16 protein-coding genes and 2 tRNA genes are annotated in these 20,540 nt (G+C 66.3%); 17 read left to right on the top strand and 1 reads right to left on the bottom strand.

The annotated features are described in order from the left end of the window. Positions 1-248: 248 nt before the first annotated feature. The 4 genes from ileS to ndk are packed head-to-tail and all read left to right on the top strand — an operon-like array spanning position 249 to position 5,840. Positions 249-3,557 (top strand): isoleucine--tRNA ligase, encoded by a 3,309-nt coding sequence (gene ileS / locus J2X98_RS07885; protein ID WP_307306334.1) that lies wholly within the window; start codon positions 249-251, stop codon positions 3,555-3,557. A 3-nt stretch (positions 3,558-3,560) separates the two neighbouring features. Beyond that, on the top strand, positions 3,561-4,919 hold the full coding sequence (locus tag J2X98_RS07880; RefSeq protein WP_307306331.1) for a bifunctional folylpolyglutamate synthase/dihydrofolate synthase: 1,359 nt from the start codon (positions 3,561-3,563) through the stop codon (positions 4,917-4,919). Positions 4,920-4,921: 2 nt separating this feature from the next. After that, positions 4,922-5,386 (top strand): DUF4233 domain-containing protein, encoded by a 465-nt coding sequence (locus tag J2X98_RS07875; RefSeq protein ID WP_141946374.1) that lies wholly within the window; start codon positions 4,922-4,924, stop codon positions 5,384-5,386. 37 nt (positions 5,387-5,423) lie between these two features. Beyond that, on the top strand, positions 5,424-5,840 hold the full coding sequence (gene ndk, locus J2X98_RS07870; RefSeq protein ID WP_141941779.1) for a nucleoside-diphosphate kinase: 417 nt from the start codon (positions 5,424-5,426) through the stop codon (positions 5,838-5,840). Positions 5,841-5,954: 114 nt separating this feature from the next. Here the strand turns inward: ndk and J2X98_RS07865 are convergent, their stop codons facing one another. Continuing rightward, positions 5,955-6,623: a vitamin K epoxide reductase family protein gene (locus tag J2X98_RS07865; protein ID WP_307306327.1), complete on the bottom strand. Its 669-nt coding sequence runs from the start codon at positions 6,621-6,623 to the stop codon at positions 5,955-5,957. Between the two features lie 438 nt (positions 6,624-7,061). On the opposite strand from J2X98_RS07865, the gene J2X98_RS07860 reads away from it, so the two are divergent. From J2X98_RS07860 to J2X98_RS07800, 13 genes are all read left to right on the top strand, one after another. Then, positions 7,062-10,424, top strand: a complete 3,363-nt coding sequence (locus J2X98_RS07860; protein ID WP_307306324.1) for an Rne/Rng family ribonuclease — start codon at positions 7,062-7,064, stop codon at positions 10,422-10,424. 268 nt (positions 10,425-10,692) lie between these two features. Continuing rightward, a complete protein-coding gene (gene thiD / locus J2X98_RS07855) occupies positions 10,693-12,213 on the top strand; it encodes a bifunctional hydroxymethylpyrimidine kinase/phosphomethylpyrimidine kinase (protein WP_307306486.1) in 1,521 nt (506 codons plus the stop codon). Between the two features lie 265 nt (positions 12,214-12,478). Next, positions 12,479-12,787: a 50S ribosomal protein L21 gene (rplU, locus tag J2X98_RS07850; protein ID WP_141946370.1), complete on the top strand. Its 309-nt coding sequence runs from the start codon at positions 12,479-12,481 to the stop codon at positions 12,785-12,787. 61 nt (positions 12,788-12,848) lie between these two features. Continuing rightward, a complete protein-coding gene (rpmA, locus tag J2X98_RS07845) occupies positions 12,849-13,112 on the top strand; it encodes a 50S ribosomal protein L27 (protein WP_009372867.1) in 264 nt (87 codons plus the stop codon). Positions 13,113-13,230: 118 nt separating this feature from the next. After that, the gene (obgE, locus tag J2X98_RS07840) at positions 13,231-14,820 is read left to right on the top strand and encodes a GTPase ObgE (RefSeq protein ID WP_141941773.1); all 1,590 of its coding nucleotides are present in this window, start codon (positions 13,231-13,233) and stop codon (positions 14,818-14,820) included. A gap of 4 nt (positions 14,821-14,824) precedes the next feature. Beyond that, positions 14,825-15,961 (top strand): glutamate 5-kinase, encoded by a 1,137-nt coding sequence (proB, locus tag J2X98_RS07835; RefSeq protein ID WP_307306319.1) that lies wholly within the window; start codon positions 14,825-14,827, stop codon positions 15,959-15,961. A 26-nt stretch (positions 15,962-15,987) separates the two neighbouring features. Continuing rightward, entirely contained in the window at positions 15,988-17,352 is a 1,365-nt protein-coding gene (locus J2X98_RS07830) for a glutamate-5-semialdehyde dehydrogenase (protein ID WP_307306316.1), read from the top strand. Positions 17,353-17,431: 79 nt separating this feature from the next. After that, a complete protein-coding gene (locus J2X98_RS07825; RefSeq protein ID WP_141941769.1) occupies positions 17,432-17,671 on the top strand; it encodes a hypothetical protein in 240 nt (79 codons plus the stop codon). A gap of 1 nt (position 17,672) precedes the next feature. After that, positions 17,673-18,341 (top strand): nicotinate-nucleotide adenylyltransferase, encoded by a 669-nt coding sequence (gene nadD, locus J2X98_RS07820; protein ID WP_141946368.1) that lies wholly within the window; start codon positions 17,673-17,675, stop codon positions 18,339-18,341. Positions 18,342-18,348: 7 nt separating this feature from the next. Next, on the top strand, positions 18,349-19,566 hold the full coding sequence (locus tag J2X98_RS07815; RefSeq protein WP_307306313.1) for a hypothetical protein: 1,218 nt from the start codon (positions 18,349-18,351) through the stop codon (positions 19,564-19,566). Positions 19,567-19,620: 54 nt separating this feature from the next. Next, entirely contained in the window at positions 19,621-20,016 is a 396-nt protein-coding gene (rsfS, locus tag J2X98_RS07810; RefSeq protein WP_141941765.1) for a ribosome silencing factor, read from the top strand. Between the two features lie 117 nt (positions 20,017-20,133). Continuing rightward, positions 20,134-20,206 (top strand) — tRNA-Ala (locus J2X98_RS07805). Positions 20,207-20,401: 195 nt separating this feature from the next. Further along, positions 20,402-20,474, top strand: a tRNA-Ala gene (locus J2X98_RS07800). Positions 20,475-20,540 lie beyond the last annotated feature (66 nt).

Here is a 20,540-nt window from a genome sequence, read left to right as displayed (position 1 = left end):
CGGAAGAACGCACGGGCGCCCCGTACAAGGGCGCGCGGCGCCAGTAGAACCGGACGGGTAAGCCCGTTACAGCAGTAAATGAGTGGCCGGTGCAGGGCGGTTCCCCAAGGGAACCGGCAGCGCCGGTAAGTGAGGTGGTACCGCGGTGGGCGTGCAGTTTTGGGACAGCACGGCAGCCGTCCTCGCATCCTGATCGGAACGAAAGGCGCAAGCCCGCAGTTCGCCAAGCTCAACCCGGGATGTCGAGAATGACTTTTTACCCCAAGGCCTCAGCCTCCGCCAGTGGCACGCGCGGCGTTTCCGCCTCCGTGAAGTTTCCGGAGATCGAAGAGCACATCCTGAAGTACTGGGACCAGGACGGCACCTTCCAGGCCAGCATCGACCAGCGCAGTGCCGACGTTCCCGGCGGCGAGCCGGGCAGCAACGAATTCGTGTTCTACGACGGCCCGCCCTTCGCCAACGGCCTGCCGCACTACGGCCACCTCCTTACGGGCTACGCCAAGGACCTGGTGGGCCGCTACCAGACTCAGCGCGGCAAGCGCGTGGAACGCCGCTTTGGCTGGGACACCCACGGCCTGCCTGCCGAGCTTGAAGCCATGAAGCAGCTGGGCATGACGGACAAGACCCAGATCGAAGCCATGGGCATCGACAAGTTCAACGACGCCTGCCGGGCATCGGTCATGAAGTACGCCGATGAATGGCGTAGCTATGTCACCCGCCAGGCGCGCTGGGTGGACTTCGACAACGACTACAAGACGCTCAATGTCGAGTACATGGAGTCGGTCCTCTGGGCCTTCAAGCAGCTGCACGACAAAGGCCTGACGTACAACGGCTATCGCGTCCTGCCCTACTGCTGGAAGGACGAAACGCCGCTGTCCAACCATGAGCTGCGCATGGACGACGATGTGTACAAGAACCGCCAGGACCAGACCGTCACCGTCACGTTCCCCATCCGCGCGGGCGCGTCGGAGCTGTCAAAGGAACTCGCCGGAGTGCAGGCCCTGGCCTGGACCACCACCCCCTGGACCCTGCCCACCAACGCCGCGCTCGCCGTCGGGCCTTCCATCACTTACGTTGTGCTGCCCGCCGGACCCAACGGCATCAAGGCAGCCTCCGCTGACGCCCCGGTCACGGGCAGCTTCCTGCTCGCAGCGGATTTGCTGGGCAGCTACGCCAAGGACCTGGGCTACGACAGCTTCGAGGACGCGGAAGCCGCCGTCATGTCCACCCACACCGGCGCGGAGCTTGAAGGCCTGGAGTACCAGCGGCTCTGGGACGACTTTGCCGACAACGAAAAGTACGGCATGGAAAACGCCTGGCGCTTCGTGGTGGCCGACTACGTGACCACCACGGACGGTACGGGCATCGTGCACCAGGCGCCCGCCTACGGTGAAGACGACCAGAAGGTGTGCGAGGAAGCCGGCATCCCCGTGGTGCTCTCCGTGGACGAGGGCGCAAAGTTCCTGCCGCTGTTCAAGCACGGCGCCCTCCACGACATCGTGGGCCTCCAGGTCTTCGACGCCAACAAGCCCATCACCCAGGTGCTCCGCGCCCAGGGGCGGCTGGTCCGCCAGGCCAGCTACGAGCACAGCTACCCGCACTGCTGGCGCTGCCGCAACCCGCTGATCTATCGCGCGGTGTCTTCCTGGTACGTGGAGGTCACCAAGTTCAAGGACCGGATGTCCGAACTGAACCAGGAGATCAACTGGATCCCCGGCAACGTCAAGGACGGCCAGTTTGGCAAGTGGCTGGAAAACGCCCGGGACTGGTCCATCAGCCGGAACCGTTTCTGGGGCAGCCCCATCCCCGTCTGGCAGTCCAGCGATCCGGAGTACCCGCGCACCGACGTCTACGGCTCCCTGGCGGAGATCGAAGCCGACTTCGGCCGGCTGCCGCTGAACAAGGACGGCGAGGTGGACCTGCACCGGCCGTTCATCGACGAGCTCACCAGGCCCAACCCGGACGATCCCCGCACCCCCGAAGAGGGCCAGTCGGTGATGCGCCGCGTTGAGGACGTCCTGGACGTCTGGTTCGACTCCGGCTCCATGCCCTACGGCCAGGTGCACTACCCGTTCGAGAACGAGGCGTGGTTCAACACCCACAACCCGGCGGACTTCATCGTGGAGTACATCGGGCAGACCCGCGGCTGGTTTTACATGCTGCACATCCTGTCCACGGCACTGTTCGACCGGCCCGCCTTCAGGAACGTCATCAGCCACGGCATCGTGCTCGGCTCCGACGGCCAGAAGATGTCCAAGAGCCTGCGCAACTACCCGGACGTCTCCGAGGTCCTGGACCGTGACGGCTCCGACGCCATGCGCTGGTTCCTGATGTCCAGCCCCATCCTGCGCGGCGGCAACCTGATCGTCACCGAGCAGGGCATCCGCGACGGCGTCCGCCAGGTCATCCTGCCGCTGTGGAACGTGTACAGCTTCTTCACCCTGTACACGAACGCCGCCAACGGCGGTGCAGGCTACGACGCCAAGCTGCGCTATGAGGGCTACCGGGACACGCTGGACCAGTACCTCCTGGCCAACACCGGAGACCTGGTGCGCACCATGACCGGCCAACTGGACACCTATGACATCTCCGGCGCGTGCGATTCGCTGCGCAGCTACCTGGACATGCTCACCAACTGGTACGTCCGCCGCAGCCGGCAGCGGTTCTTCGACGAGGACCAGGACGCCTTCGACGCACTGTTCACCGCGCTGGAGACCGTCACCCGTGCTGCTGCGTCGCTGCTGCCGCTGGTCTCCGAGGAGATCTGGCGCGGCCTGACCGGCGGCCGGTCCGTGCACCTCGCCGACTGGCCTGACGCTGACCTGTTCCCGGCCAACCCGTCCCTGGTGGAAGCCATGGACCGGGTCCAGCAGATCTGCTCCACCGGCTCCTCGCTGCGGAAGGCAGCGAACCTGCGCGTCCGCCTGCCGCTGCAGGAACTCACCGTGGTGGCACCCGGCGCGGGCGCACTCGAAGGCTTTGCCGCCGTCGTCGCCGATGAACTCAACCTCCGGTCCGTCCGCCTGCTGGACGCCGCAACCGCTTCCCCCGAAGAGTTCGGCATCCAGCAGAAGCTGGTGGTCAACGCCCGTGCCGCCGGTCCGCGCCTGGGCAAGAATGTCCAGGTGGCCATCAAGGGCTCCAAGTCCGGGGACTGGTCCGTGGACGATGCGGGCGTGGTCACCGCCGGCGGCCTCCAGCTGGAGCCGCAGGAGTACACGCTGGAGACGGTGGTGGCAGAATCCGACGGCGGTTCGGCAGCTGTTGCCGTACTTCCCGGCGGCGGCTTCGTTGTGCTCAATACCGAGGTCACGCCGGAGCTGGAAGCCGAAGGTCTGGCCCGCGACATGGTCCGCGCCATCCAGCAGGCACGCAAGGACGCCGGACTCAACGTGAGCGACCGGATCCGGACCACGGTCACCGCCGCGCAGAACGTGGTGGATGCCCTGCTCGCCAACGCTGAACTTGTCAAGGGTGAGACGCTGACGGTGGACCTGGCCGCTGAACCTGCCGATGTGTCCGAGCCCGCCGTCGCGGTGGAAAAAGTGGAGGCCTAGGACATGACCGACGAATTCTCGGTTGAAAGCGTTTATGCCGAACTGCTGGGCCGGGCTCCGGAAAACAAGATGGAGCCCCGCCTGGCGCCGCTGTTCCGTGCCATGGACGTGCTGGGCGAGCCCAACAAGGCGTACCCGATCATCCACGTGACCGGCACGAACGGCAAGACCTCCACCTCCCGGATGATCGAGTCCGTGCTCCGCGCGCACGGCCTGAGCACGGGCCGGTACACCAGTCCGCACCTGTCCAAGGTCACCGAGCGGATCAGCATCGACGGCCACCCCGTGTCCGACGAGACGTTCGTCCGGATCTGGGACGAAATCCGGCCCTACCTGCAGATCGTCGACTCCGAACTGGAAGCTGAGGGCCAGCCGCGGCTGACCTACTTCGAGTGCCTCACCATCCTGGGCTTCGCCATCTTCGCCGACCAGCCCGTCAACGTGGCCATCATCGAGGTGGGACTGGGCGGCATCACCGATGCCACCAACGTGGGCGACGGCCAGGTCTCCGTGGTGACTCCCATCTCGCTGGACCACACCGACCTGCTGGGGGATACGACGGCGGACATCGCCTATGAAAAGGCCGGCATCATCAAGCCCGGCGGCTACCTCATCAGCGCGGCCCAGCCCCTTGACGCGGCCCAGGTGCTGCTGGAAAAGGCCAAGGAAGTGGGTGTGCCGTTCCGCTTCGAAGGCGTGGAGTTCGGCGTCGAGTCCCGCACTGTCGCTGTTGGTGGGCAGCTGGTCACCATCCAGGGCATCGCAGGCCGCTACCCGGACCTGCTGGTGCCGCTGCATGGCGCGCACCAGGCGCAGAACGCCGCCGTTGCGGTGGCCGCGCTGGAGGCATTCTTCGGCGGCGAGAAGGAGCTCGACTTCGAGGTCCTGCAGGAAGGCTTCGCGGCTGTGACATCCCCGGGGCGCCTCGAGGTGGTGCGGACTGCCCCCACGATCATCGTGGACGCCGCGCACAACCCGGATGGCATCAAGGCCTCCGCTGCCGCGCTGCAGGAAGCATTTACCTTCACCAAGCTGGTTCCCGTCGTGGGCGTGCTCAAGGAAAAGGATGCTGAGGAAATCCTCCGGGAACTCAAGGAGTCCTTGGAAGGGGTAGCGGACGAATACTGCTTCACGCAGTCCAACTCGCCCCGGGCCGTTCCTGCTGCCGAACTGGCTGAGCTGGCGATCGAGCTGGGCTTCGGCGAGGACAATGTCCACATTGCCGAGAAACTGGACGACGCGCTGGAATGGGCGGTGGAACGGGCCGAAGCCAACGAGGACCTGTCCGGCGGTGTGCTGGTCACCGGCTCCATCACGCTGGTGGCCGAAGCGCGGATCCTGCTCGGAAAAACGGAGGCGTGACCGTGGCCAGACTCACCAAAGCACAGCGCGAGTGGCGTCCCGGGATGCCGAAGAAGCGGCGTTCCACCAAGGTCATGTTCGCCTCAACGGTCCTGCTCCTCGAAGCGTTCGTCATGTTCTTCGCCACCCTGGCGGTGTTCGGCCTCCGCCGCGGTGAGTTTCCGCCGGTGCTGATCCTCGGGGTCGGCATCGGCCTCAGCGTGCTCATGGTCGCCGCCTGCGCGGTCCTCAACAGACCCTGGGGAATCGGTGTGGGGTGGGTCCTGCAACTGGTCCTGATCCTCATGGGCATTATCGAACCGACCATGTACCTGGTGGGCGCGCTCTTCGCCCTCGCCTGGTGGTACGGCATACGCACCGGCATCCGGCTGGACCGCGAGGCCGCCCAGCGAGCACGCGAGCAGGCGGAATGGGAAGCCGCCCACCCCGACCAGGCTGCCGGTCCGGCCCAGCCCCAGTCCCCGTAGACTTGTCCCGAAACCCCACCAACCCATTGGAGCAGTTGTGACTACAGAGCGCACCCTCGTCCTGATCAAGCCCGACGGCGTCGCCCGTAACCTGACCGGCGCCATCCTGGCCCGTATTGAAGCCAAGGGCTACAGCCTTGTTGAGCTGAAGAAGGTTGACGCCACCCGTGAACTGCTGGAGCAGCACTACGAGGAACACGTGGGCAAGCCCTTTTACGAGCCGCTGGTGGAGTTCATGCTCAGCGGCCCCGTGGTGGCGGCCATCTTCGAAGGCCACCGCGTCATCGAAGGTTTCCGCTCACTCGCAGGCACCACCGATCCCACGACGGCGGCCCCCGGCACCATCCGTGGCGACTTCGGCCGCGACTGGGGCCTGAAGGTCCAGCAGAACCTGGTGCACGGCTCCGACTCGACCGATTCCGCCGAGCGCGAGATCAAGATCTGGTTCCAGTAACCGGCGGTCGCGCCCCGCGCAGTGGCGTGGACCAAAGCGTTGCCAACTGACAGATAAGGCCAATGTTCTTGTGAACATTGGCCTTATCTTTTATCCGCCGGGGGAGCCGCCCGGCTAGAAGCCCGAGGTCCCCACAAACACCTGGATGAACGCGAAGAAGATGGTGGCGACGACGGCCACGTAGAGCAGCGCGGTAAGGATCCAGCCGGAATCACCCAGGAGCCGGGTCGCACCTGCCGGGACGGGAATGACGCCGGCTGCGATGTTCCTGATGGTGGTCCACACGAAGAGCGGGATCATGGCTGCCCAGACGATCATGCACAGCGGGCAGAGGATGTGGATGGAGTACAGGGCCTGCGACCACAGCCAGACAACGAAGGCGAAGCCCAGCGTGACTCCGGTCTGCAGCCCCAGCCAGTACCAGCGGGCAAAGGTCGCCCCGGAGAGCAGGGCCATGCCCACGGTGATGATGACGGCGAAGGCCACAATCCCAATGAACATGTTGGGAAAGCCGAATACGGAACTCTGCCACGTCTGCATTACCTGGCCGCACGAAATCCAGGGATTCACGTCGCACACCGTGGCGTGGTTGGGATCCTTAAGTACTTCGAGTTTTTCCAGGACCAGGGTTCCCGACGCAAGCCAGCCTGTGATGCCGGTGATCACCAGCAGCCAGCCGAAAGGCCGGTTCCGGGCCATGGGGGGAAGGCTTCCGGCAGCACTGGCCTGTGGATCGGCTGCCCGTCCATGTTCCTGGGCGCTGACGGGGGAGATGCTGGGCATGGGTGTGGCGTCCTTTTCGTCCGGTGCTCCTGTGCCTGATTGTAACGCCGGCGGCTGGAGCCATCACACAGCAACGGGAACAGCAGCACCTGCCTCCGCGGCGATCCTGCCGCGGTATGAGAGAATGAACGTGGCTGGAAGCCGATCCACATTCGGACTCCGGTCCGGTGGTTTGTTCCCAAGACCGCCAATGATGAGCAGGGCAGGCTTCGGATTCTTCCGGCACACCCGCGACTCCATTGGGCGGCACCTGGTTGTGGCACGTGGAACAACGGGTTTTCAGAACATCCACCGGCTCCCACGGGCTGCCGCACCCCAACGACGGTGCGAACCTGGGAGTATCCACTTGACTTCTGTCAACGCCTGCGGGTTTTGACAATATGTGCCCCAATGGGTGCCGGATGTGGCGGTACGTCAGGGGCAGGAGTGTTGCCACATATGGACAATGATCAGGAACTGGCCGTTAATGACACAGCAGCGGACGCCGATGCTGCTGCACCCAGGAAGGCCCCGCGTACGCGCCGCAAGGCGGCTCCAAAGACCAGCGAAGACGTGACGGCCGCCGGGGGCAGCTCAGAGGCCCCTGACACCACCGGTGCTGAGGGCGCCGTGTCGGAAGAGGCGCCCAAGGCGCCGGCCCGTCGGACCCGCGCCAGGAAAAAAGTCGACGCTGCCGAACCCCTGCCCGCCTTCGCCGATGAAGCAGACCCCGCCGTCGCCGCTGCCGTTGTTGACAGTCCCGCCGCTGAGGAGCCCGGTGCTGCATCTGCTCCGGCACCTGCGGCCGACGTTGAAACCAAACCCGTTCGCCGCCGCCGGGTCGCCACCCGCAAGGTTGCATCCCCCGCTGCGGCCCCCGTGGTGGAAGCCAACGAGGCGGAAGCTGTCGTTGCTGAATCCATAGCGTCGAACGCCGGGGAGCAGGAGTCCGGCTCCGTCCAGGCAGCCACCGCCGCCCAGGAACCCGCCGCCCCGGATGCCGGTGAGCAGCAGGCCACCCAGGAGCCCACCGCCGCAGAGGCTGCGAAGCAGGACAGGGAACCAGCGGCCGCTCCGGCCGGAGAAACCGCCGCGCCCGCCAGCCCCTTTGGCTCGCTCTTCCTGGAACCCGCGTCGCCCACCTCAGTGCTCTTCCAGGCCCCGGACCTCAGCACGGTTGTCCGCCCCGCCGCGGCCGCCGCAGAGGAGCCTGAAGAGGAGGAGACCGAAGACACCGACGACTCCTCCAGCCGCCGCCGGCGCCGCAGCCGTGGCCGCCGGGGCCGCAGCCGGACCGGCGAGAGGACCGACGAGGACCTTGAAAACGGCGCGGAGGCTGACACCGAAGACGAGGCCGACGAGGATACCGCCGGGCAGGTGGAGGACGGGGTGACCTCCCGCCGCCGCCGTCGCCGCCGCCGCGGTGACCAGGACCTTGAACTGACCGGCGGCGGAGATGACGATCCCCCCAACACGGTGACCAGGGTCCGTGCACCGCGACCTGTCAGCGAAGTCCCGGTGAGCAACCGGGTGACCAGCGTCAAGGGTTCCACCCGGCTTGAGGCCAAGAAGCAGCGCCGCCGTGAATCCCGCGACACCGGCCGCCGCCGCACCGTCATCACCGAGGCAGAGTTCCTGGCGCGCCGGGAGTCCGTCGACCGCCAGATGATCGTTCGCCAGCGCGACGACAGGATCCAGATCGCCGTCCTCGAAGACGGCGTCCTGGCAGAACACTTCGTGTCCAAGACCCAGCAGGACTCACTGATCGGCAACGTGTACCTGGGCAAGGTGCAGAACGTGCTGCCGTCAATGGAAGCTGCATTCGTCGACATCGGCCGGGGCCGCAACGCCGTCCTCTACGCCGGCGAGGTCAACTGGGAAGCCGTGAACCTCGAGGGCAAGCAGCGCCGCATCGAAAACGCGCTCAAGTCCGGCGACACCGTGCTGGTCCAGGTCACCAAGGACCCCGTGGGCCACAAGGGTGCCCGCCTGACCAGCCAGATCTCGCTTCCCGGACGCTACCTGGTCTACGTGCCCGGCGGCTCAATGACGGGCATCTCCCGCAAGCTGCCCGACGTCGAACGCAACCGGCTCAAGCGCATCCTCAAGGACCGCCTGCCCGAGCACGCCGGCGTCATTGTCCGTACTGCCGCCGAGGGCGCTTCCGAGGAAGAGCTGACGCACGACATCAACCGGCTGCGCGCCCAGTGGGAAGGCATCGAAAGCCAGGCCGCGTCCACCAAGATCCTGGCTCCGGAACTGCTGTACGGCGAACCGGACCTGACCATCAAGGTCGTCCGAGACGTCTTCAACGAAGACTTCTCCAAGCTCATCGTTTCCGGCGAGGAAGCCTGGGACACCATCGAGGCCTACGTCACCTACGTGGCACCTGACCTGGTGGGGCGGCTCGAGAAGTGGACCAAGGACCAGGACATCTTCTCCGCCTGGCGCATCGACGAACAGATCCACAAGGCCCTTGAGCGCAAGGTCTTCCTGCCCTCCGGCGGGTCCCTGGTGATCGACCGCACCGAGGCCATGACAGTGGTGGACGTCAACACCGGCAAGTTCACCGGCAGCGGCGGCAACCTCGAGGAAACCGTCACCAAGAACAACCTCGAAGCAGCCGAAGAAGTGGTGCGCCAGCTGCGCCTGCGCGACATCGGCGGCATTATCGTCATCGACTTCATCGACATGGTCCTCGAATCCAACCGCGACCTTGTCCTGCGCCGGCTGGTGGAGTGCCTGGGCCGGGACCGGACCAAGCACCAGGTGGCCGAAGTGACGTCGCTGGGCCTTGTCCAGATGACCCGCAAGCGCATGGGCACCGGGTTGCTGGAAGTCTTTGGCGAGCAGTGTGAGGCCTGCGCCGGCCGCGGCGTCGTCACCCACGACGATCCGGTGGAACACCGCCGCGCAAACATCGTGGCCGCCGAGCACCACGTCCAGCGCACCGACAGCCGCCCCGAACCGCGGGCCGAAGTGCACCGCCCCGAGGCGCAGCGGACCGACAACGCCCAGCAGGGACCCCGTTCCGAGCGCAAGCGCCGGCGCGGACGCGGCGGCCAGCAGCCCGAGGCTGCGCCGGTGCCCGCGGTGCAGGTCCACACGGTCCTGCCGGAGGCGGCAGACGCGGAGCGGCACGCCAAGGCAGAAGCCACCCGGCTTGCCCTGGCAAACATCGCGGCTGCTGCCCATGCCGCCCATCTGCACGACGATGAGGTGGCGGCTGCCCGGCAGGTGCCACCGGCTCCGCCTGCGCCTGCACCCATGGAGGAGAAGCACGACGCCGACGCCCCGGCCCGACCGGCGGCTGTCCTGACCTTCGGGGGAGAGGAAGTCCCGCTTCCCTTCGTGGAGCACGCGGAGGAGCACCACCCCAAGCCGGCCCTGACCCTGGACCGGCTCGCGGAAGCGTTCGCCCACCTGGGCCAGCCCGCATCCTCTGTCGAGGATGCACCCGGCAAGGCCGCCGCTGCCCCGACGGGCGCCGAACCTGCAGCTGACCAGCCGGCACCGGAAGGGCGGACTGCCGGGGGAGGGGAAGCGCGCGCCACCGTTGATGCTCCGGCTGAAAAGGACTATTCGGACCACACTCTGGAGCAGTCCCGGCAGCGGCGGCCGCGCCGCCACCGCGCTGCCAGCCGTGCCCAGGGCGCCGCCAACGAGACCGCGGTGCAGCACCACGAGAGTGTCCAGGCGACCGCGTCGGGCCACTCCCACGAGGCCAAGGCCCCGGAGACCGCTGTTCCGTCGGCTGAGGTGGGCAAGGCCGCCGAGGAACCGATCATCCTCGGTGTCGGTGTGCCCGCTTCGGAGCTGTAAGCCACACGTCCGGAACGGACAGCAGCACAGAAACAGCCAGGAGTCCCCGTTTTGTGGACAGTTCCCCCTGTAAGTACAGGGGGAACTCTCCGCAGGGCGGGGATTTCTGCTGGGTGCAGGGAAGGGGCTGTCACCTTTTTCCGGATGCGCGCCAGCGGCTAGGCTGGACCTCGACACGGGGTGCCGAGCAGAAGGCCGGCTGAGATCCAGACCCGTTGAACCTGTCCGAGCACCGGCGAAGGGATGTCTCTTGTCTACGACCCTTTCCATGACCCTGCCGGCCGTACCGGGTGCTCCTGCGGGGGCGCCCGTGGGCCGCGACGTTCCGCGGGTGCTTTCCATCGCGGGCTCCGATCCCTCGGGTGGAGCAGGGATCCAGGCAGACCTGAAAAGCATCGCCGCCCACGGTGGATATGGCATGGCCGTGATTACGGCCCTCACCGCACAGAACACACGGGGGGTGCAGGCCGTGCACGTTCCCCCGGTTGCGTTCCTGGCGCAGCAGCTGGACGCCGTCAGCGACGACATCAGCATCGACGCCGTCAAGATCGGCATGCTGGGAGATGAAGCGGTAATCCGCACTGTCCGCGGCTGGCTGGAGAAAGTACGTCCCGCCGTCGTGGTCCTGGACCCGGTGATGGTGGCAACCAGCGGTGACCGCCTGCTCAAGGAATCCGCCGAAGCTGCCCTCCGGGAACTGCTGCCTCTTGCCCATCTCATTACCCCCAACCTGCCCGAGCTTGCCATGCTGGTGGGGGCGGAGCCGGCGGAGAGCTGGGACGCGGCCCTGGACCAGGGGAAGCAGTTGGCGAAGACCACCGGAGCCACGGTACTGGTGAAGGGCGGCCACTTGGCGGGGACGGACTGCCCTGACGCGCTGGTCAACGCCTCAGGCCTGCTGGCACAGGACGTGGTGGAAGTCCGGGGCAACCGGATTGCCACCCGCAACAGCCACGGCACCGGCTGCTCCCTGTCTTCTGCGATGGCCACCGTGCAGGCCCGGGTGGGCGACTGGGAAGCGTCGCTGCGGACCGTGAAGCCCTGGCTCGCCGGTGCGCTTGAGAACTCCGGAGAGCTGGAGGTGGGCCACGGGAACGGACCCGTGCACCACTTCCACCACCTGCGGCCCGCCCTTCATGAAGGGGGCTTCGCTGCCCGGCTGTGGGACGAAGCCCAACAGGACCTCGACGACATCTACGCGCTGGACTTTATCCGGAGCCTGGCCTCGGGCGAGCTTGAGGAGAAGGACTTCGCCTACTACCTGGCCCAGGACGCCCTTTACCTCAACGGCTACTCCAGGGTCCTGGCCCGGGCCAGCGCCCTCGCACCATCGGAAGCCGAGCAGCTGTTCTGGGCCGGCTCCGCACAGCAGTGCCTCGAGGTGGAATCGGAACTCCACCGCTCCTGGCTGAGTACCCGCCCGGCGCAGAGCGGACTGGGCCCCGTCACAAAGGCATACGTGGACCACCTCACCGCGGCGTCGGCATCGGGCAGCTATGCAGTCCTGGCTGCCGCCGTCCTGCCCTGTTTCTGGCTCTACGCCGAGGTGGGGGAGAAGCTCCACGCGCGGTTCGTTGCCGCCGGTGAGCCTGACGGGCACGCCTACGCCTCGTGGCTCCGCACCTATGCGGATGAGGCGTTTGCCGCGGCCACCCGCCGGGCCATATCGATCGTTGACGCCGCCGGACGGAACGCCTCTGCGCAGGAGAGGGCAGCGATGCTGACCGCGTTCAAACAGTCCTGCCGCCTGGAGGTGGCTTTCTTCGACGCGCCGAGGCTGCATTCCTGACGTTTGCAGGCCGGCCCGCCGCTATTATGGAGGGGCGCGGTTGCGGTGCAGTCTGCCGGCCCTGTGGTTCTTACCACAGCCGGCCCGCCGGAACCAGCCTCATTTGCGGCCGAAGACGGATTTAGCGTATTCTGGATCTTCGGTGCTTACGCCAACACTTGGGTTATGACCCCACGGCGTTGAGGCACAGCGGGAACCCAGGCTTTTAGCATGTCGGTTCCGCACGCAAATTTTGTAATAAACGTCGAGAGAAGTGAGTTCCCAAGTGGTGTACGCGATTGTCCGCGCAGGCGGCCGCCAAGAGAAGGTTTCCGTTGGAGACTTCGTTACCCTGAACCGCGTCGCCGGTGGAGCCGGCAGCACCATCGAGCTGCCCGCACTGCTCCTGGTTGATGGTGACAAGGTCACCTCCGCCGCCGCTGACCTGGCCAAGGTAACTGTTACGGCTGAAATCCTCCAGGACCTGCGTGGTCCTAAGATTGTCATCCAGAAGTACAAGAACAAGACCGGTTACAAGAAGCGCCAGGGTCACCGCCAGGAACTGACCAAGGTCAAGATCACCGGCATCAAGTAACCACCGGTTACTGTTCAGGTATTTCAACAGATTCCCCAGAATTTAAAGGCAGGCATTTCAGATGGCACATAAAAAGGGCGCGAGCTCCACTCGCAACGGCCGCGATTCCAACGCTCAGTACCTCGGCGTCAAGCGCTTCGGCGGCCAGGTAGTTTCCGCAGGCGAAATCATCGTCCGCCAGCGTGGCACCCACTTCCACCCGGGCGCCGGCGTTGGCCGTGGCGGCGACGACACCCTGTTCGCCCTGACCCCGGGCGCCGTTGAATTCGGCACCCGCCGCGGTCGTCGCGTAGTCAACATCGTTGCTGCTGCAGCTGCAGAGTAACAACCGGTTCTGAAGCGGTGGAGCGGGCCTGAGGGTCCGCTCCACTGTTCTTTTAAGCGCATTACAATCGATGTGGCGTCCGCGGACGCCCACACAGACACCACTCGAGGAGATCCACGTGGCCAGCTTTGTAGACCGGGTAGTCCTGCACGTATCCGGCGGATCCGGCGGCCACGGATGCGTCTCCGTCCACCGTGAGAAGTTCAAGCCACTGGGCGGCCCCGACGGCGGAAATGGCGGCAACGGCGGCGACGTGATCCTTCGCGTCGACCACCAGACCACCACCCTCCTGGACTACCACCACGCACCCCACCGGCACGCCAGCAACGGCGGCCCCGGCATGGGTGACTGGCGCGGCGGGAAAAACGGCGAAACCCTGGTGCTGCCCGTGCCGGACGGCACCGTGGTCAAGACCAAGGACGGTGAGGTCCTGGCTGACCTCGTCGGCGAAGGTGCCGAGTTCGTGGCGGCCGCAGGCGGCCTGGGCGGCCTGGGCAACGCTGCCCTTTCCTCGCAAAAACGCCGCGCCCCCGGCTTCGCGCTGCTCGGCATCGAGGGCGACTCCCGCGACATCGTCCTGGAACTGAAGTCAATTGCGGACATCGCGCTGGTGGGCTTCCCGTCCGCCGGGAAATCCAGCCTCATCGCAGCCATGTCCGCTGCCCGCCCCAAGATCGCCGACTACCCCTTCACCACGCTGGTTCCCAACCTCGGGGTAGTCCAGGCGGGAGACGTGCGTTTTACCATCGCCGACGTTCCCGGGCTCATCGAAGGCGCCAGCGAGGGACGCGGCCTGGGCCACCACTTCCTGCGCCACGTTGAACGCTGCGCCGCCCTGGTCCACGTGCTGGACTGCGGCACCCTTGAATCGGACCGCGACCCCCTCTCGGACCTCGCCATCATCGAGGCGGAGCTGGAAAAGTACGCCGTGGACATGAGCTACGCTGGCCAGGACGGCGAAGTGGTTCCCCTGAACCACCGCCCCCGCCTGGTTGCGCTGAACAAGGTGGACCTGCCGGACGGCAAGGACATGGCGGACTTCGTGCGCCCGGAACTCGAATCGCGTGGCTACCGCGTCTTCGAGGTATCCGCCACCAGCCATGAGGGCCTGCGCCAGCTGGGCTTTGCCATGGCGGAAATCGTCAAGGCCGCCCGCGACGCCGTTGCTGCCGCGCCGCCCAAGGTCCAGCCCGTCGTACTGCGGCCGCGCGCCGTCAACGAAACCGGGTTCAAGATCCGCCGCGAGGAGAAGAACCTGGAGCCGCTGTTCCGCGTCCTCGGCGAAAAGCCGGAGCGCTGGGTCAAGCAGACCGACTTCACCAATGAGGAAGCCATTGGCTACCTCGCGGACCGCCTCGCCAAGCTGGGGGTTGAAACCGAGCTGTTCAAGCAGGGGGCAAAGCCCGGCGACACCGTGGTCATCGGCGAAGACGACGGCGTCGTCTTCGACTGGGAGCCCACCATGATGGCAGGCGCCGAACTGCTGGCTTCCCCGCGCGGTACGGATCCACGCTTCGCGGACATAGGTGACCGGCCCACCCGAAGCCAGAAGCGCGAAGAGCAGCAGGAGCGCCGGGATGCCAAGGCTGCCGCCCGTGCCGAGCTTGAAGCTGAGCGGCGGGCAGGAATTTGGACTGAGTCCGTCAGCGCACGTCGGGCTGCCCAGCCGCTGAAGGAAAGCGGACTGGAAGCGGACGATGACCTCTAGGGGCATGACCGCGGACCCGGGCGTTTCTGCCGGGGACCGAAGCGCGCTGGCCGGTGCCCGCCGCATCGTGGTGAAGGTGGGGTCATCCTCGCTCACCAGCATCAAGGGCGGCATCTCGGAAGAGTCCCTCACGGCCCTCGCTGACGCCCTGGCGGCCAAACGCAACGCCGGCGCCGAGATCATCCTGGTTTCCTCCGGCGCCATCGCCGCCGGCCTGGCGCCGCTGGGCCTGGCCAAGCGGCCCCGCGATCTGGCAACCCAGCAGGCCGCCGCCAGCGTCGGCCAAGGGTTGCTCATGGCGCGGTACACGCAGGCCTTCGGGGCGCATGGCGTCACGGTCAGCCAGGTCCTGCTTACGGCCGAGGACCTGATGCGCCGCAGCCAGCACACCAACGCACTGCGCGCCATGGACCGGTTGCTGAACCTTGGAGTGGTCCCCGTCGTCAACGAGAACGACACCGTGGCCACCCACGAAATCCGGTTCGGCGACAACGACCGGCTCGCCGCCCTCGTGGCGCATCTGGTGCGCGCGGATGCCCTCGTGCTGCTGTCCGACGTCGACTCCCTGTATGACGGGCCGCCTGCCCAGGGTGCCAAACGCATCCCCCTGGTCACCGGTCCGCACGACCTCGAGGGCGTGTCCATCGGCAAGGCGGGCAAGGCCGGTGTGGGCACCGGCGGAATGATGACCAAAGTGGAAGCAGCCAGCATGGCCGCAGGCTCCGGCATCCATGCCCTCGTGACCTCGACGCCGAACGCGGCCGCGGCCCTGAACGGCGAGGACGTTGGCACCTGGTTCGCCGTCAACGGCTCCCGCAAGCCGGTCCGCCTGCTGTGGCTTGCCCACGTAGCCTCGGTCCAGGGGCGCCTGGTCCTGGACGAAGGGGCCGTCCGCGCCGTACGCCACCACCACACGTCGCTGCTGCCTGCAGGCATTTCCGCAGTGCACGGCGACTTTGAGCCTGGGGACGCCGTTGAACTGGCCGGTGCCGACGGCACCGTTGTTGCCAGGGGACTGGTCAATTACTCCTCCCAGGAGTTGCCGCACATGCTGGGACGGTCCACCCGGGAACTCGGCGAGGAGCTGGGCAGCGGCTATGACCGCGAAGTTGTTCATGTTGATGACCTGGTGCTGGTCTGAGCTGCCCGCTCGCCTAAACTTGGAGCATGACTGAAGCCCTGATGCACGCTGCTGAAAATACCGGAACCACTGCTGCCCACGCGCAGCCGGGTGCCTCAGCGGAACCGGCCTCAGCTGAAGTGGCGCTTTCCGCAGCAGAGGTGGAAGCTGCCGTGCACGCCATCGCCGATCGGTCCCGCCATGCGTCCCGCCGGATGGCCACCGCCAATCGGGCCTGGAAAGACCGCGGCCTGCGTGCCGTGGGGGCTGCCCTGCAGGAAAATGTGCAGGCGATCCTCGCCGCCAACGCCATGGACGTCCAGCGCGGCAAGGACAACGGCACCTCCAAGGCGTTGCTTGACCGGCTCACGCTCACCGAAAGCCGGGTAGCCGGCCTGGTGGCAGCCCTTGAGAACCTGGCCAACCTTCCGGACCCCGTGGGCAATGTGGTCCGGGGCCAGACGCTTCCCAACGGACTCCGCCTCCGCCAGGTCAATGTGCCCATGGGTGTGGTGGCAGCCATCTACGAGGCACGTCCCAACGTCACCGTGGACATTGCGGGCCTGGCCCTCAAGAGCGGAAACGCCGTGATCCTGCGTGGCGGCAGCGCTGCCGAAGCCACCAACCAAGTGCTGGTGCGGGTGCTTCGGGAGGCCCTGGAATCCGTGGGCCTTCCTGCCGACGCCGTGCAGACCGTTGACCAGTTTGGCCGGCCCGGTGCCAACGTCCTGATGAAGGCCCGCGGCAGGGTGGACGTGCTGATTCCCCGCGGCGGCCGGGACCTGATCCAGACCGTTGTGACCAACTCGGCCGTCCCCGTGATCGAGACAGGGGAGGGGAACGTCCACATCTTCATCGACGAATCGGCTGACGAAAACATGGCTGTCGAGATCCTGCTCAATGCCAAGACGCAGCGGCCCAGTGTTTGCAATACGGTGGAGACCCTGCTGGTGCACTCCGGCTCAACGGTGCTGCCTGCAGTTGCCGGTGCCCTGCGCAGCGCCGGCGTCCGCCTGCACGTGGACCACCGGATCAAGGCCGCGTTGCCGGGGGTCGAAACCCTCGAGGCCACAGACGTGGACTGGGGCACCGAATACATGGACCTGGATCTTGCCGTGGCCATGGTCGACAGCATGGACGAAGCCATGCAGCACATCCGGACCTGGTCCACCGGGCACACGGAAGCAATCCTCACCAATGACCTGGCCAACGCCGAGCGGTTTATTGCGGAAGTCGATTCGGCCGCCGTGATCGTCAATGCTTCCACCCGGTTCACCGACGGCGGGGAGCTGGGTCTTGGTGCCGAAGTAGGAATCTCCACGCAGAAGCTCCACGCCCGCGGTCCCATGGGCCTGACCGAGCTCACCACCACGAAGTGGATTGTCCAGGGTGAAGGCCAAGTCCGCGCATAGCAACGCGGTAACATAGACCAGAACCCGGAAAGCAGCGGAATGTTCCGCTGCCCGTAAATTCCTGAACATAGGGGAGAAAATGCTGCTCCAGCAGATTGCCATGTCCGTCGCCGCCGCAGGTGAATCCGGCCACGAGGCGCCTGCGCCGCTGTGGGCTGAGCCGTGGGTCTTCGGCGTGTCGATGTTCGCGATCCTGGTGGTGCTCATGTTCATCGCCTGGTCCTACAACAACCTGGGCAACCGCCACGCCCCCACGGACGAGCACGCGGATCCGCACCGGCAGCACCCCAACAAGCACGATCGCGGGCAGGGCCACTAAGATTTCCCACAACCTGCACCGCAATGGTGCCCGGGGGAGGCTGCGGCTGGGCGTGATGGGCGGGACCTTCGATCCCATCCACCACGGCCACCTGGTCGCGGCCAGCGAGGTCGCGGCCGAATTCGACCTTGACGAGGTGGTCTTCGTACCCACCGGGCAACCATGGCAGAAGTCCCATAAGCAGGTCAGCGAGCCTGAGCACCGCTACCTGATGACTGTCATTGCCACGGCTTCCAATCCGCGCTTCACCGTCAGCCGTGTCGACGTCGACCGTCCTGGTCCCACTTACACCATCGATACCCTCCGTGACCTTAGGGCGCAGCGGCCTGACGCAGATCTCTTCTTCATCACGGGGGCGGACGCGTTGGCCCAGATCCTCTCCTGGAAGGACATCGACGAGTTGTGGTCGCTGGCCCACTTCGTGGGAGTCACCAGGCCAGGGCACGTCCTTGACGGCATGGGCCGCGACGACGTGAGCCTCCTGGAAGTCCCGGCGATGGCCATCTCTTCCACGGATTGCCGCGCCCGCGTGGCAGCGAACAACCCGGTCTGGTACCTGGTCCCGGACGGGGTAGTGCAGTACATCGCCAAATACGGCCTGTATTCCGACCCGCCCGAAGGCGCGGAGGAACCAACTTCCGAAGCACGCGAACCAGCCAGTACTGAATGAGTCCTCAATGAGTCAGGAACAGCCACAAATCCGCAGCCGCCGGGAACTCCGGAAGGCCAGGGAAGCCCAGCAGCCTGCCACGCCCGAATCGGAGCAGATCCAGCCTGCCGCCGACCACACGGCTGGCCGTGCTCCTGCGACGGCAGGGCCGGATGCTGCCGGTTCGGCCGGCGCCGCATCCCCGCCCCGTGCACAGCCCGCCCCGGAGCAGCCTTCCACCCAGCGTTCCTCCCAGATACGGGCCCGCGACCGTGCCGCGCTGCGGACCTTCAAGGAGCTTGAGGAAAAGGAAGGGCAGCTTTCTGCCGGTGGGCCGCCCACCCGCCGCCAGTTGCGCCTGCAGCAACTCAAAGAGCAGGCGCTCACGGCTGCGAACCCTGTTGTTCCCTCCGCCGCTCCTCCAGCCCCTGCGCCTGAGGCCGGAAGCAGCGCGGCCGCGACGAAAGCACCTGAGCCCCCGGCCGCGGCTCCCCTTGGCGCCCCGGATGGCATGACGGTGGAGCAGGCCCTGGAGGCGCGGGCGCTCATCGCGGCCCAGGCGGGGAACCATACCGCCAAGGTGGAGCAGAGCGCTTCCCCCGATCCCGAAGCCGTGGACCCCGAGGACCTGGCCGAGCAGATTGCCCTTGCCGAGCGGGCAGCAGTCTTGAACCGACGGGCCATGGCACGGCGAAAGCTGGCTGAACAGGCCGGTACGCCGGCCGCCCCCGCCAGGCCCGTCGTTCCCGCTGACAAACCGGGCCCCTCCACCGCCAACAACCTGGCCATGGTGACGCCTCTTGAGTTCGTCCAGGTGCCCGGCGTCGATCGTCCCGTGATGAAGCCCCCGGCCACTTCCCATGTACCCGTCACAACGCGGCCCGGGACCAAGCTGCCGGGGGCTGGAAAACGCAAAACCCCGGCACGTCCCAAGCCGTCTGCGGCCGCCTCCGCCACAGGCCGTTCGCAGGTCATCGCCCGCGCGGAGGCTGCCGCCAAGGCTGCCACGCGGCCCAAGCCGGCCGCCCGTCCGGCGAGCCTCACGGAAGCCCCGTCCGAGGACCTCTTCGAGGATCTTCCCAGGGTGCCTGCCCGGTCCGCGTACGGCCTTGACCCACTGGATGCCGCCACCGCAGGACTCACCCGGGCCCGGCGGAACCGTGTCCTTCAGTTCTGCGTCCTCGCGTTCGGGATCCTGGCCCTCATTGCCGGCATCATCCTGATCGTCAGCGGCATGTCCCGCTGATCCCGCATCACAGCGCGCTGCCGGCTTCAACACTTAACCCAAACAAGGAGTCCCATGACTGCAACAGAATCGTCCATTGCCATAGCCCGTACGGCCGCGAAAGCTGCCGCCGACAAGATTGCCCAGGACATTGTGGCCATGGACGTGAGTGAGCGCCTGGCACTTGCCGACGTCTTCCTCATCGCGTCCGCGCCCAGCGAACGCCAGGTCAACGCCATCGTGGACGGGATCGAGGAAGAACTCGCCAAGCAGGACCTCCGTCCCGTTCGGCGTGAGGGCCGTTCGGGCGGCAGGTGGGTCCTGCTGGATTACGCCGACGTCGTGATCCACGTCCAGCATGAGGAAGACCGTGTTTTCTATGCCCTTGAGCGCCTGTGGAAGGACTGCCCCGTCGTGGACCTGCAGCTCGGCGACGACGCATCCGCTAAAGCTGCCGCAGTTTCGGACTAGCTGGGCGCGCCCGGCGGCGAATATTCCCGATTTGGAATTTTCGGAATTGCTGTTCTAAGATATTTGAGTTGCTTCGGGGGAGACCCTGAACGAGGCTCGCAAGAGCAGCAACAATCCGGGGCTGTGGCGCAGCTGGTAGCGCACCTGCATGGCATGCAGGGGGTCAGGGGTTCGAGTCCCCTCAGCTCCACCGGGTAAGTCCGTCGGAACCACTGGTTCCGGCGGACTTTTTGTTTCCACTCCCCCGCGTTCCCCGGTGAAGTGTCCAGTGGCGGGTGCTTCAGGGCCACGGCGCGCCGGCTGAAGGCCGATTGGCGTCCAGCGGAAAAGTGCATTACTCTGGTCAGGTTGCTCCGGGGAATTCGGCCGGAAACGACAAAAGTACGGGGCTGTGGCGCAGCTGGTAGCGCACCTGCATGGCATGCAGGGGGTCAGGGGTTCGAGTCCCCTCAGCTCCACCGGTACACAAAAAAGGGAATTATCACCACGTGATGGTTCCCTTTTTTGTTGCCATCGGCAACCGC

Source organism: Pseudarthrobacter enclensis (genome assembly GCF_030811655.1).
Taxonomy (GTDB): domain Bacteria; phylum Actinomycetota; class Actinomycetes; order Actinomycetales; family Micrococcaceae; genus Arthrobacter; species Arthrobacter enclensis_A.
Note: the sequence above shows the minus strand (reverse complement) of the source record. Positions and strands in the feature narration are given on the sequence as shown.